The 11,987-nt window shown below is 53.4% G+C and carries 15 protein-coding genes and 1 pseudogene; 7 read left to right on the forward strand and 9 right to left on the reverse strand.

What is annotated here, in order from left to right:
• Together RT613_RS17360 and RT613_RS17365 are read left to right on the forward strand one after the other, a co-directional pair.
• Positions 1-190, forward strand: a 190-nt coding sequence (locus RT613_RS17360; protein WP_409558844.1) for a hypothetical protein, incomplete at its 5' end; no start/stop codon positions are given.
• The gene (locus RT613_RS17365) at positions 183-1,418 is read left to right on the forward strand and encodes a type II toxin-antitoxin system HipA family toxin (RefSeq protein WP_313617350.1); all 1,236 of its coding nucleotides are present in this window, start codon (positions 183-185) and stop codon (positions 1,416-1,418) included. The genes RT613_RS17360 and RT613_RS17365, both read left to right, overlap by 8 nt.
• A 36-nt stretch (positions 1,419-1,454) precedes the next feature.
• Here RT613_RS17365 and RT613_RS17370 read toward each other — a convergent pair whose 3' ends face one another.
• The 5 genes from RT613_RS17370 to RT613_RS17390 all read right to left on the reverse strand — a co-directional run bounded on the left by RT613_RS17370 (position 1,455) and on the right by RT613_RS17390 (position 5,213).
• On the reverse strand, positions 1,455-1,916 hold the full coding sequence (locus RT613_RS17370) for a transposase (RefSeq protein WP_313617352.1): 462 nt from the start codon (positions 1,914-1,916) through the stop codon (positions 1,455-1,457).
• Positions 1,917-2,327: 411 nt separating this feature from the next.
• On the reverse strand, positions 2,328-3,515 hold the full coding sequence (locus RT613_RS17375) for a flagellar hook-basal body complex protein (RefSeq protein ID WP_313617354.1): 1,188 nt from the start codon (positions 3,513-3,515) through the stop codon (positions 2,328-2,330).
• A complete protein-coding gene (locus RT613_RS17380; RefSeq protein ID WP_313617356.1) occupies positions 3,506-4,396 on the reverse strand; it encodes a flagellar hook-basal body complex protein in 891 nt (296 codons plus the stop codon). The genes RT613_RS17375 and RT613_RS17380 overlap by 10 nt, the downstream gene beginning before the upstream one ends.
• Positions 4,397-4,657: 261 nt before the next feature.
• Positions 4,658-4,936 carry a type II toxin-antitoxin system RelE/ParE family toxin gene (locus RT613_RS17385; RefSeq protein WP_313617358.1) on the reverse strand — a complete coding sequence of 93 codons (279 nt, stop codon included), beginning with the start codon at positions 4,934-4,936 and terminating at the stop codon, positions 4,658-4,660.
• Complete coding sequence (locus RT613_RS17390; protein ID WP_313617360.1) at positions 4,923-5,213, reverse strand: type II toxin-antitoxin system ParD family antitoxin; 291 nt, start codon at positions 5,211-5,213, stop codon at positions 4,923-4,925. Before RT613_RS17390 ends, RT613_RS17385 begins: the two co-directional genes overlap by 14 nt.
• 584 nt (positions 5,214-5,797) lie before the next feature.
• On the opposite strand from RT613_RS17390, the pseudogene RT613_RS17395 reads away from it, so the two are divergent.
• Positions 5,798-6,265 (forward strand): annotated as a pseudogene (locus tag RT613_RS17395) (IS481 family transposase); the annotation flags it as partial.
• A gap of 457 nt (positions 6,266-6,722) precedes the next feature.
• Positions 6,723-7,634: a dihydrodipicolinate synthase family protein gene (locus RT613_RS17400; RefSeq protein WP_313617361.1), complete on the forward strand. Its 912-nt coding sequence runs from the start codon at positions 6,723-6,725 to the stop codon at positions 7,632-7,634.
• A 142-nt stretch (positions 7,635-7,776) separates the two neighbouring features.
• Here RT613_RS17400 and RT613_RS17405 read toward each other — a convergent pair whose 3' ends face one another.
• Genes RT613_RS17405 through RT613_RS17415 form a run of 3 tightly spaced genes read right to left on the reverse strand, consistent with a single transcriptional unit; the run spans position 7,777 to position 9,489 of the window.
• Positions 7,777-8,133 carry a type II toxin-antitoxin system RelE/ParE family toxin gene (locus tag RT613_RS17405; protein ID WP_313617363.1) on the reverse strand — a complete coding sequence of 119 codons (357 nt, stop codon included), beginning with the start codon at positions 8,131-8,133 and terminating at the stop codon, positions 7,777-7,779.
• Positions 8,130-8,390 (reverse strand): ribbon-helix-helix protein, CopG family, encoded by a 261-nt coding sequence (locus RT613_RS17410; protein ID WP_313617364.1) that lies wholly within the window; start codon positions 8,388-8,390, stop codon positions 8,130-8,132. The genes RT613_RS17405 and RT613_RS17410 overlap by 4 nt, the downstream gene beginning before the upstream one ends.
• Before the next feature lie 58 nt (positions 8,391-8,448).
• Positions 8,449-9,489 carry an IS1595 family transposase gene (locus tag RT613_RS17415; RefSeq protein ID WP_313617366.1) on the reverse strand — a complete coding sequence of 347 codons (1,041 nt, stop codon included), beginning with the start codon at positions 9,487-9,489 and terminating at the stop codon, positions 8,449-8,451.
• 227 nt (positions 9,490-9,716) lie between these two features.
• On the opposite strand from RT613_RS17415, the gene RT613_RS23865 reads away from it, so the two are divergent.
• From RT613_RS23865 to RT613_RS17425, 3 genes are all read left to right on the forward strand, one after another.
• The gene (locus tag RT613_RS23865; RefSeq protein WP_409558845.1) at positions 9,717-9,908 is read left to right on the forward strand and encodes a transposase; all 192 of its coding nucleotides are present in this window, start codon (positions 9,717-9,719) and stop codon (positions 9,906-9,908) included.
• 175 nt (positions 9,909-10,083) lie between these two features.
• Positions 10,084-10,518: a PIN domain-containing protein gene (locus RT613_RS17420; protein WP_313617416.1), complete on the forward strand. Its 435-nt coding sequence runs from the start codon at positions 10,084-10,086 to the stop codon at positions 10,516-10,518.
• Positions 10,515-10,793, forward strand: a complete 279-nt coding sequence (locus tag RT613_RS17425) for a hypothetical protein (RefSeq protein WP_313617368.1) — start codon at positions 10,515-10,517, stop codon at positions 10,791-10,793. Before RT613_RS17420 ends, RT613_RS17425 begins: the two co-directional genes overlap by 4 nt.
• 90 nt (positions 10,794-10,883) lie before the next feature.
• Here the strand turns inward: RT613_RS17425 and RT613_RS17430 are convergent, their stop codons facing one another.
• Positions 10,884-11,981 (reverse strand): sn-glycerol-3-phosphate ABC transporter ATP-binding protein UgpC, encoded by a 1,098-nt coding sequence (locus RT613_RS17430; protein ID WP_313617370.1) that lies wholly within the window; start codon positions 11,979-11,981, stop codon positions 10,884-10,886.
• Positions 11,982-11,987 lie beyond the last annotated feature (6 nt).

An 11,987-nucleotide genomic window follows, 5' to 3' on the forward strand; every position in this document is an offset into this window, starting at 1 on the left:
AGACGCCCTCCGCGATATCCGGACACTTTTGGAACAGATACAACAATCACAAAAGGACTGGGCTGAGATCGCAGAAGCAACGCGAAGGATTCGCCAGCTCCGCAATACGATTGTCCACACACTTGCGTCATCGGAAACACAGGACAAACCCCGCCCTGCCTACTCACTGGATGGGGATGACGATGCCTGACGTTTCCATTCTAAAAATACGTCTGCACGGACAAGAGATCGGCACCATCACCTATGTCGGCGGCGAAAAGACCCTGTTCGCTTTCAATGACGACTATATTGAGAACCCTGACAGGCCGATACTCGGCCTGCGGTTCAAGGATCAGTTCGGGGAACTCCTGACCGACTTTCGACCCTACAAGGTCAGGTTGATGCCATTCTTCTCTAACCTTCTCCCTGAGGGCCATTTGCGCAAATACCTTGCTGCGAAGGCGGACACCCATCCTGATCGCGAATTTTTCCTTTTTTGGGTACTTGGGCAGGATCTCGCAGGTGCTGTCAGCGCAGTGCCAGCCGATGGTGAAGCATGGCCGGACCAAGTTCACCAGGAACTCAATAAAGACGATGGTCAAGCGGCGGCGCGAGACGCATTGCGGTTTTCGCTGGCGGGAGTGCAACTAAAGTTTTCCGCTGTGAATGATGCGAACGCGGGACTGACAATCCCGGCGAACGGCATCGGTGGTGACTGGATCGTAAAACTTCCCTCACGAGAATTCGCTCATGTTCCCGAAAACGAGTTCTCAATGATGACGCTGGCCAAAATGGTCGGTATGGACGTACCCGCGATTGACCTAGTCGATGTGAGTTCGATCCGCAATTTGCCGAATGGTATCGAGCGGATAGGCCCCAAGGCGTTCATCATTGAACGGTTCGACCGTACCGAAGATGGCGGAGCGGTTCACATCGAAGATTTCGCCCAGGTCTTCGACGTTTACCCCGAAGACAAATACAAGAAGGCAAGCCTAGGCAATCTCGCGTCGGTCATCGCAACCGAGTCGGATCATGCTGACGTCGCCGAATTCATCCGTAGGGTGACATTCAATGTCCTGATCGGGAACGGTGACATGCACCTGAAAAACTGGTCCTTGATCTACCCCGATCGACGACATGCGCGGCTTTCGCCTGCATATAATTTCGTATCAACGATCCCGTACATCAAGAATGACAAATCCGCCCTAACGTTCAGCCGGACGAAGGACTTCACGGGGTACACATTCGACGAGCTTGAGCATCTTGCCGCGAGAGCTGCGTTGCCGCGTAAGCTCGTCAGAGATACGGCAAAGGAAACCGTAGCCCTGTTCATGGAGCAATGGACCAACGAAAAAGACCATCTTCCGATGGATGGCGCGGTGACGGAAACTATCGGCAAGCATCTTGCAACGCTGCCCATCGTGCAAGGAGCGAGCTGATATATCGACCGCTCCGACAGCGGCGGTGCAGCGCGGTTAAACTCTGCGGAGGCTGGGACGGTTCTTTTCTTGCACGATCATGTGCGATAGTTGCCTAAAGCGAGACACCAGGTCCACCAACGTCGTTTGCGCTGGAGAGGATTGCGCGAGAATCTTGTTTTCCATGCGTCTGGCATAGTCGGCGAGGACAAAGACATCGATCTTATCGGTCTTCGATAGCTGGCCACAGGCGCGGGCGAACTGCCTGATCTGTTTGGCATTCACGCTTGCCGCCGGCACGTGAGATGCCAGCAAGGCATCCACAACAGGTCGCTCATAGCCGCCAGTCGGTTCCAGCACCAGGCGCACAACGTTATCCAGCTGAGCGATGAAGGCAAGAAATTGGGCGATGCCGCAGGCGTCGTTGGGAAAGCTTGCCGAGTTGATCTCGGGAAGCACGCAGATATCGAATAAGGATTTCGATATGTCGATGCCGATAAAACGGTTAGTATAGGTCATGAGGCTGAAGTCTCCCTTATACGCGAGCGCGAAGCTCTCTCAACGGTTCGACCAAGCCTCGAAATGCGCAAAGGGTTATGCTTTTTTACGAACGAGCGTTCAGGCCCGGAAGGACCACCCCCTTTGCGCATCGTCATCACGGAATTGCAACCACCCTGGTGACAAACGAGGCCGGAACATCATAACCGATGTTCCGGCCTCGCAATGTATAAGCACGGGCCTATGTTCAAGCGCTACAAGCCCTTAGGTACGTTCTTTCTGATCTGCATAGGATTGTCGGCCTAGACCAGATTGTCGTGTCGTGGACGGCGGACAATACAACCTTCCGCCTCAATTCACAACGTTCTACCTGATGATGGGTATGTGCACCGTGTTGAGCCGGAAGTGCTTACAAAGAACGCACTCGATCCCCTATCGTTTGAGATTTACTAAAACATCAAGGAGTTCGGAACCTGTCTGGAACACCTTTGAGTTTGCCGAATAGATACGTTGGCTTTCGACCATTGCCGTGAGTTCTGTTGCGATATCAACATTGGAACCCTCAAGGGCAGCCGATACAATCGAGCCCATGCCACCGGAGTTTGGTGATGAAATCGTAACACCGCCAGTGGTGTTGCTCAGAACAAACGCGTTCCCGTTTATCGGAACGAGCCCATCTGGGTTTGGTACATTTGCCAGTCCAATTTGGGAGATCGGGACCAATGTACCATTGCTGTAACGAACAGAAACCAAGCCGTCATTAGAAATGACGAAATCTTCCGCAAAGCTTGGTAAACTTCCGTTAACACCGGCCGTGATGATAGAAAAAGGCGACGCAACCGACTTTGTCCCGGATAGATCAAGAGTTACCACCTCTCCATTTGGAATAATAATATCAAGCTGCTTTCCCTCAACAAGGCCACTTGTTGCTGGGTCAAACTCCAATAGCGTGGTCGCTAATGGACCAGAACTGTAGGGAAAACCGCCGTTGGTCGCATGATCTTTGTTGAAGACTGTTACCTCCCAGACGTTCTCCGTACCCTTGGTATAATAGATGTCGAGCGGAACGGGCCGTCCGGAGTAGTCGTAGGCAATGACCGATGTTTTCTCTGAATAACTGCTGGACGCCAAGTTGTCGGCTGGTGTTGAACCCAACACATATGGGTCAATGACAGCTGCTGTGGTCGGTAGGTTGAAGGCAACCTGCAAACTGTCTTCCCATCCACTGGACATATCCGGTATCGAGACCGATCCGCCAAAATCGATAGGCCAAAGATCACCACCCGGAAGGTTCACATTGACGAGTCCTCCTCCAATCAGGGCTCCAGAGATTGGATCAAACGTCAAGGATTGCTGCGCTAGCGGCGGATCGCCTGGACTTCCATATGGAAAGCCACCGGCTGTAGCCTTGGCCCTGTCATAAACAGCGACTTCCCAAGTGTCAGCACTGATCTTCGTATAGTAGATATCCAGGAACACATTACTGGCGAACCCGGCATAGCCGGAAATGGTTTGTTTTGAAAGGTACTCGGCACCCGCAACATTGGCTGATGCAGGTTCATCTCCAGCCCCAAGGTCGATTGGAACGACATCGGACGGCATATTTATCTTTATCTGCATTGACTGGGGCGATCCAGAACCGGAGGCTGAACTCTGCTGGGACAGATTGGAAAAGTCGAGGAAATATGGTCCGTCGGGTCGGGATAAATCCGAGGATCGCCATCGACAATGGCGCCTGTAACAGGATCGAATGTCAACGTAGTCGTTCCCATTACGACATTTCCACCAGCTAGGTCGTAGGGGAAACCAGTAGGAGTGCCAGAATACTGAACATAGGCCGTGATTTCCCATGAGTTGTCATCGAGTTTCGTGAAGTAAATATCACTGCGCCCGGTCTCATCAACCTGTACCGTATGGTAGTTGAACCCTGAATTTGGGCTGTTTTGCGAAGGTGGTAGATTTGCGATTGCTGTCCCAACGGCTACTGCCTCAACGGGCAGATTGACGTTAATTACCCCTTTGGTGGAGGGATTCGTAATCACTGTGCCATCATCCAGCTTTACAGGCGAAAGGCCATTGAAGCCACTCGTCGCGCTCTGCCTGCTGTCACCTTCGTAGGGGTACCCTAGAAGTTTATATCCAGCAGAATTGACGAGATAGCCATCACCATCTTTGACGAATGATCCTGCTCTCGTAAGATATGAGCTACCAACAGAACCTTCAACAACAAAGAAACCAGTGCCATAAATGGCAAGGTTTGTGTTCGTTGTTGTGTAGGAAAGCCCACCCTGCTCCGCAATTGAGTATCTTATATTGGATGCTACTCCCCCAGAGGAATAGTTGCTCTTAGATGATGGAAGAACCATCGACGAGAAATCAACAGAGGCGCGCTTGTAACCCGTTGTTCCGGAATTAGCGATATTATCACCAACTGTTCCAAGTCTATTTGCTTGGGCATTCATTCCGGAAACGCCAGTTTTCATTGTGCCGAATAAACTCATATGCAACCCCATCAACCCAAAGGTGCACTCTTGCTATCGCGCGAACCTTGCGTGAAGCTGCAACTCAGGGAGGTTTTATCCTCTCAAGTGAGTACGAACGGGATCCAAGCAGTTCGCTTACAGCCCCGACCGGCGGGTGAAATCGGAACCAGTTGAGCTTCAACAGACCGATTGTTCTTAGCGGGTCTTATTGTAAAGATTTCTCCATGTGGATTTTTACATTTGATCGTCGTGACCAGGCCGATACAAAGCTTCGTAATCTCAGCCACCGTAGAACACGTTGAGAATCTCCACGTCCTTTTCGGCGCGATACTCGATGACCGCTCGACGCTCAAACGGAACCGTTCGCAGACCCGGCTCAAGATCATCTCGTGGCGCTCCTCCATGAGGAGCATTCCCGATCTTACGACAACGCGCCATGATCCGATCCACGAAGTCAGACGCAACCTCATGGCTTCGGCTGACACCTGCCACGATGCGATAGATGTCTTTCAGGTCAGCAATCGCTTCCGGCCGATAGATGACCTTAGTACGCTGCATCAGGGAAAGCTTTAGCTTCATCTTTCATGAAGCGGTGCAATTCCGCCTCTGTCTCTGCGGCTGATAAGCTAGGGCGAGGATCATCAATCGAGCGGCGAACACGCGCACGGATGGCCTCAAGTCGCTCCGCGTCCTCGATGCGCTGACGCTGCCAGACCCGCACCGCATCGCGCATGGCTTCACTGGTGGTCGCAAACTCTCCGGCCTCGACACTTTCGCGGATGGCCTGCATTTGCTCACGCGCCATAGTGACGCTGACTTTTTCGGCGTTTTGCATGGTGAGTTCCTTTCATTACGCCCTTATATGGTAGGATAAAATCCTACCTGACGCCAGATTTTTCGTGAACGGGACCATGTTGCGGCAATATTGACCAATCGGGGGGCACCGTGATTGTAACAATGAAAGGCGCCGTGCAAGGATAACTCTATGGATGTGCTCGCGGGACTTCTCTGGCTCATTTCCGTCATGCTGCAAGGCATCTGGGCGGCGCTCTGCACCGCCCTTCTTCTTCCTTTCAATCTAAAGGGCACATAGGCTGCGCCGTAAGCCTCACGGCTAGGCGCGCTGAGCCAGCCGTTGGGAACACTGGTTACACAGCGCCATCCGCGGCGAGGGTGACCGACTACGCTCGCACGACCTGTAGAGCACCCAGCCGCGTCGTAAATCTGGGCGACATCATGCTTGCCTTCGTTTCGAAAGATTGTACTATTTCGAAGGGCTATGAGACAAACTCGTGGTGATTATAGCTTTTCGCGGAAGATTTCGTAAGGTTCTTCTCCCTTGAAAACTCCATGCGTCCTAGTTGTTTGGTCCCACGGTGTTATGGCGTATCATTATCGCGATCACACCGCGAGATGCTCATGGGCCAATTTCTTCATGGCAGCGCCAAGACCACGCACGCCATTCGAGCAGAGTTATAGCGATCGAAAGCTCCAACCCCGACGCTCGCACGGCGGTACGGGATCAGCGAAAAAACAGTGAGGAAACGGCGATCCAGGCCAAGCGTCGAGGATGATGCGATGGGTCGCAAAGAGCGTAGAAGTACGGCCTTGTCGGCGCTTGAAGAGGCCGCGATTGTTTCATTAAGAGTTCAGGCTCGGTTGCAACCCGACGACGTCTATATCGCTCTGAAAGATGCGATCCCCCATCTGCCCCGCTCGACCCCAATCGCTGTTTGCAGCGCCACGGCATCTCGCGTCTTCTGAAGGCGGATCGTGAGGAGCCCAAGCGGTTCAAATCCTAGAAGATCGGCTATTTCCATATCGATATTGCAGAGTTGCGATACGAGGGTGGTAAGGCTTTCCCTCTTTGTCACAGTCGACCGCACTTGACGTGCCCCCAATAAATTAGGCCATTTAGAACTGGAATTTTCCACTTATGATCCCTGCAAGGAAGAAGAGCATAATTCAATCAAGGCGTCCAAGGTTTCGGAAGTGCAGATCGCGTTTGTTTTGAAGCAGGCAGAGGATGGAACGCCAATAGGTGAGGTGTGCCGTGAGGCATAGCGCCTGATAATAGGCTTCTATTGCATCATCGAGCGTCACGCACGAGGCAGGTTTATCCCTTATAATCTGGCCTTAACTGGCTTGGAGAAGGCCGCGAGATTTGCGCGGCTGTCAGGCCGTTTAAAGGACCGGGCCGATCAAAGCAAAAACTTTGAATTAGAAAATCATATTTGCGCGAATTCGATGCGTTGAATTTGTTTTCGTGTGTTCAAACTCAAAGGGTCTTGTCATTTGTCGACATTTTGTATACTGAATTATCAACAGACAAAAGGAGACTGCGATGACCACTGGCTGGCGCGGCGTTTTTCCCGCGGTAACGACCCAATTCAACGAAGATTTTTCCATCGATTTCGAAAGCACGCGCCGCGTTCAGGACGCGTTGGTCAATGATGGCGTAAACGGCCTGATCATCATGGGCACCTGCGGCGAGAACAACTCACTCGACCCCGACGAAAAGCGCTCCATTCTCAAGGGTGCCGTGGAAGTGGTCAACGGCCGTGTACCAGTGGTAACAGGCGTCTCGGAATTTGATACACGCCGCGCCATTGCCTATGCCCGCGACGCGGAAAAGATCGGCGCGGATGGCCTTATGCTTCTGCCTGCCATGGTCTACGTGCCAAAGCCGGAAGAGCTGGTTGCTCATTTCAAGGCCGTGGCCGAAGCGACCTCATTGCCAATCATGCTTTACAACAATCCGCCGGCCTACCGCGTCAATATCGGCACCGATGTTCTGCGCCAACTCGAAGGCGTGAAAAACATCAAGGCCGTCAAGGAAAGTGCACCTGACACACGTCGTTTTACCGACCTGATCAATGCATTTGGTGATCGTTTCGATATCTTCGCCGGCCTGGATGACGTGGCACTCGAAGGCATGATGCTCGGTGCCAAGGGTTGGGTCTCCGGCCTGACAAGCGCCTTCCCGGAAGAATCCGTTCAGCTCATTGCAGCCTTTGAGCGCGGTGACATTGAAGAGGCGCGCAGCATCTACCGGTGGTTCATGCCTCTTCTGCACCTCGATGCAGAACATGACCTGGTCCAGACGATCAAGCTTGCAGAGCAGATCATGGGCCGTGGTTCGGAACGGGTTCGCATGCCACGCATGGCGCTGACCGGCGCACGCCGCGACGAGATCATCGCAATGGTCGAAAAGGCCGCAGCAACGCGCCCCTCCCATAAAGCCAAGGCTGCCTGATTGGCTCGGACCTGAGAAGATACAAGCCACCGGAGAAATCCGGTGGCTTTTTCATATTTTTTCGCACCTATCTACGAAACAAAGGTTCATAACTGAGCGAAGACCCGGCTGGGTGGATGACCCTCTCCGAGTTTAGCAATTTTTAGAATGACGGTTTGGAAACTTCCGGCGCGCTGTCCAGCCCAATTTCCAAGTCGCTGTCGATATCGACATCTGGGGTCGGTGTCAGCATCCGCCCATGGCGGATCAAAATGACGTCAACCTGGGAGCCATCGTAGATGTAGTCGAGGAGATAGTCGCCTGCCACCAACGTGAGGCTTCCGGCCACCTGAAGACCATGCATGCGGTTTCCTGCCTCAGGAAAGCTCTGAAGCGTCCGCTTGGCGTTCTTCATTGCCAATGAAAACTTCTTTGCCGCTACTGGATTTCGCTGTCGTAAGTACTCTGATTCCGCCCGGACGTAATTTGCTGCATCTCTCGAAAGCTTGACTGGAGTCATGCCACCTTCCCGGCAATAATCCGATCCATATCGGCGATGACATCATCCATGTCTTCGTACTCGCCAGTAGCAATCTGCTCGCGCCCCTTGAGAGCAGCGAGAATATCGGAGCCTTCATTGAGAAGATACGTTCTCAGTGCACGAACGATAATATAGCTCCTGGAGCGTTCTGTCGCTTCGGCGATAACCTCGATGTCCGACAGTACATCGAGTGGAACCCGCAGGGTGACTGATTCTGACATGTTGGTTTTGGCCATCAGTTGCTCCTCTCGCAATGTAAGACATTGTAAGACAGATCAGCCATTGATGCAAGCTTCATGGCGTGGATACCGACGGGGCAGATTTGAACCCTGGCGCAATCGGCGGCGGCCACTCCATCCCGCCCTTTGGGAAGCGTCGGACTTGTCGTCCGACAGCCTTCTTCAGAAGGTTCTTCAGTTGCTCCTCGAAGCTGATGTAGCTCAGCTCCAGCGACACGCGCCCGCCTTTCCGATAGGCTCTCCGTTTGATTTCCCGTTGGTTCATGCGGAAGATGATCTCGTCGATGTAACGTTGGAGATGGCGCGGACTGAGAAAGTGGAATACGCCTAGCTGCGCTCTCTTCAAAACGGACGCCAGGTTTTCGGCGGTATTAGAATGAACCTCGCCATCAGCGTATTCGTGATCACGGTGGGTCACCGTTTCATGTCCTGAAAATGCCTTCGCGGCGCGGCCGATTGCCGTGTCGTCGTCAGACATGATGACGGCATCCTTGGAGACAAATCGGTCGAGGAAGCGGCCTATCGTGCCTGCGTCCGCCCGATTGATAACCTGAGCGGCAACGCGGCCATCTCGACTGGCAGCGACGGCGATCTGCGGTCTTTTGGTTCCACGCCCGCGCTTGTGCTTGATCAGCGTGTTATCTCTTGATTTCTTCTTCCGCGGTGGAGCGCCCATGTAGGTCGTATCGACCTCGACGATCCGTCCCAGTAAATGGTTTTGGCCGTTCCTGCCGTCGGTCATTTCCCTGACGGCGTGAGCCATCTTCCACGCCGTCGATTGCCGGACACCGAGCTGTTTTCCCAGGATAACCGAAGACACACCCTTCGAGGACACGAGAATCAGATAAATAGCCTTGAGCCACAGTCTCAACGGCAGTTTGGTGGCGTGCATCGGTGTCTTGGTGGTGACGGTAAACTGGCGGCTGCAATGTTGACACTCGTAAAGTCCAGGTCTGGACTTCCTCCCCTTCTCACGGAAACGCCATGCTTCCGCCGATCCGCAATGGGGGCAGTGTGGTCCATCCGGCCAGACGAGGTTTTCGACGAATTCACGCGCCGCGTCTTCGGTCGGACATCGCCAGTCCAACCATGCCAAGCTATCGCGCCTCGGTTCCCTTGTCTTCGCCATGCCGTCCCTCAACCAAGAAGGCCAGCATGTGGGCAGAAACTGAACGAGATTCAACGGGCTAGCGGAATTTGGATAAAGGCTTGGTTAATTTTGGATATTAGGCAGAATGCCTTTGTTTCGCAGATAGGTGCGTATTTTTTTCACACGGATGCTGAAAACAACGAAACCCCGAGAGATCATCTCCCGGGGTTTTCATGGCAAAACGGTATTCGCACCTATCTACGATATTATGGTGCTTTGGTTTGATCTCCGAAATTAACCAAGCCTTTGTGCAGAATCCGAGTCCAACCGAAGACGCAACGCGGGAATTCGTCGAGAACCTGGTGTGGTCTGATTGTCCGCACTGCCCCCATTGCGGAAAGGCGGGCGTGTTTCGCTGGAACTGAGCTACCTCAGCTTCGAGGGCCAACTCAGAAACCCGCTACAGTGGGCCATCGGGCGACAAGTCCGCCGCTCTGTAGAGGGCGGGATTGAGTGGCCGCCTCCCATCGCGCCGGGATTCGGCTCAGCGCCATCGGCGACTTGACGTGACATCACATACGATATCATATTAACACCACGATTGTTGTTGATGCTAACGTCGTGCTATCAGCTCTGCGGTCGTCCAAAGGAGCGTCGCACCTGCTTTTGCGGGAGATGCTTGTTGGCAAAGTTCCCTTTGCTGTGTCACCCGCCGTGGCCTTGGAGTATGAGGACGTTCTGAAGCGGGAAGGAATTCTCGGTGATGACCCGTGGATACGTCAAGACGAGATCGGCACGGTGCTGGACGCGGTTTTCAGCCGGGCTCTTCTCGTGTCCCCCTGGTTTCGTTTCAGGCCGTTCTTGGCCGATCCGAAGGATGACATCTACATCGAATGCGCTTTGACGGCTGGTGCGACATTCATCGTAAGTAGTGACAGGCATTTCCGACATCCAGCCGTAGGGGCATTTGGTATGTCGGTCATGAGAGCCGGAGATTTTGTGGCCGAATTGACGAGAAGGAGACAGCCAACATGAGTACCTATCCTCTCAGAATAGCAGATCATGTCATGGAAGAAGCCAAGCGAGCAGCGGCGGAAGACAATGTTTCGCTCAACCAGTTGCTTTCAGCGTTTATCGCCGATGGCATCGGTCATCGCCGCGCCATTATGAACCTGAGAAATCGGGCGGCACGCGGAAATGTCGACGCCGCGCTTGCGATCCTCGACCGTACACCAGATGTAGCTCCCGACCCTGGCGATGAACTGGTCGAGGCGCAGGGATCATCAGGCGTTCGTCCGTTCCGTCCATAAATAGGCTAAAGGCGGCTCAATTCGCCGCCTTTTTTTGTCCCCGAGTGGCTTTGTTTGGTAGATAGGTGCGAAGATTTTACGATTCCTCAGTCAGTTGGCAAGCGAACGGCCGGTTTCGGCATCGAAAAGATGCATCTGGTTCATGTTAAGGGAAAACGGCATGACCGCCCCTGCCCGCAGCCCGTCCTGTGGCTCGATGCTGGCACAAAGACTTGCCGACCCCAAATTGAAATAAACCATGGTCGAGGCACCAAGCGGTTCAACCAGATCAATCGTTGCATCAAGAGACACATAACCCGGGCGTTCCTGCCTTGCAGAAATCGACTCTGGGCGAATGCCGAAGGTCACAGGCATGCCGGCATGGGCCGCATAACGGGCAACTTTTTCAGCCGGTACGGACAAACGTTTTCCATCCTCCAGCACAACGCAAAGCCCATCCTTTTCCGCTTCGAGTTTCGCTTCCATGAAATTCATTGATGGTGAACCAATAAAACCGGCAACGAACTTGCTGGCAGGGTTGAGATAAAGCTCCTGCGGTGGTCCCGCCTGCTCGACCAATCCCTGGTTCATGACAACCACACGATCTGCCATCGTCATGGCCTCGATCTGATCGTGGGTGACATAAACAGTCGTCGTTGGCAGCAATTGGTGCAGGCGCTTGATCTCCGTGCGCATTTTCACGCGCAATTTGGCATCGAGGTTCGACAAGGGGTCGTCAAACAAAAACACCTTTGGATTACGGACAATCGCTCGGCCCATGGCCACACGCTGGCGCTGGCCACCGGAAAGCTGGCCAGGGCGACGATCCAGGAGATCACTGATATGCAGTGTCTCCGCCGCTTGTTTGATACGCTGCTCGATCTCCGGCTTTGGCAGCCGCTGCTGCTCCAGGCAAAAGGAAATATTGTCCCGCACGGTCATATGCGGGTAGAGCGCGTAGTTCTGGAAAACCATGGCGATATCGCGTTTGCCCGGTCCAAGCTTGTTGACGACCTGATCGTCAATGATGATCTCGCCGCCGGAAATATGCTCAAGACCTGCGATCATGCGCAAGGTTGTGGACTTTCCGCAGCCGGACGGACCGACAAAAACCACGAACTCCTTGTCTTCGATCTCGAGGTCGATGCCACGCACCGCCTCATAGATGCCATAGGATTTGATGACGTTTTTAAGCTGCAATCGTGCCATCGTCCC

It is taken from the genome of Agrobacterium sp. (genome assembly GCF_032092815.1).
Lineage (GTDB): Bacteria > Pseudomonadota > Alphaproteobacteria > Rhizobiales > Rhizobiaceae > Agrobacterium.

What these genes read in the sequence shown, in the direction of transcription:
- RT613_RS17365 (WP_313617350.1), top strand. Translation starts at nt 183, where the DNA reads ATGCCTGACGTTTCCATTCTAAAAATACGTCTGCACGGACAAGAGATC.
- RT613_RS17370 (WP_313617352.1), bottom strand. Translation starts at nt 1,916, where the DNA reads ATGACCTATACTAACCGTTTTATCGGCATCGACATATCGAAATCCTTA.
- RT613_RS17375 (WP_313617354.1), bottom strand. Translation starts at nt 3,515, where the DNA reads ATGCAGATAAAGATAAATATGCCGTCCGATGTCGTTCCAATCGACCTT.
- RT613_RS17380 (WP_313617356.1), bottom strand. Translation starts at nt 4,396, where the DNA reads ATGAGTTTATTCGGCACAATGAAAACTGGCGTTTCCGGAATGAATGCC.
- RT613_RS17385 (WP_313617358.1), bottom strand. Translation starts at nt 4,936, where the DNA reads ATGCAGCGTACTAAGGTCATCTATCGGCCGGAAGCGATTGCTGACCTG.
- RT613_RS17390 (WP_313617360.1), bottom strand. Translation starts at nt 5,213, where the DNA reads ATGCAAAACGCCGAAAAAGTCAGCGTCACTATGGCGCGTGAGCAAATG.
- RT613_RS17400 (WP_313617361.1), top strand. Translation starts at nt 6,723, where the DNA reads ATGACCACTGGCTGGCGCGGCGTTTTTCCCGCGGTAACGACCCAATTC.
- RT613_RS17405 (WP_313617363.1), bottom strand. Translation starts at nt 8,133, where the DNA reads ATGACTCCAGTCAAGCTTTCGAGAGATGCAGCAAATTACGTCCGGGCG.
- RT613_RS17410 (WP_313617364.1), bottom strand. Translation starts at nt 8,390, where the DNA reads ATGGCCAAAACCAACATGTCAGAATCAGTCACCCTGCGGGTTCCACTC.
- RT613_RS23865 (WP_409558845.1), top strand. Translation starts at nt 9,717, where the DNA reads ATGGCAAAACGGTATTCGCACCTATCTACGATATTATGGTGCTTTGGT.
- RT613_RS17425 (WP_313617368.1), top strand. Translation starts at nt 10,515, where the DNA reads ATGAGTACCTATCCTCTCAGAATAGCAGATCATGTCATGGAAGAAGCC.
- RT613_RS17430 (WP_313617370.1), bottom strand. Translation starts at nt 11,981, where the DNA reads ATGGCACGATTGCAGCTTAAAAACGTCATCAAATCCTATGGCATCTAT.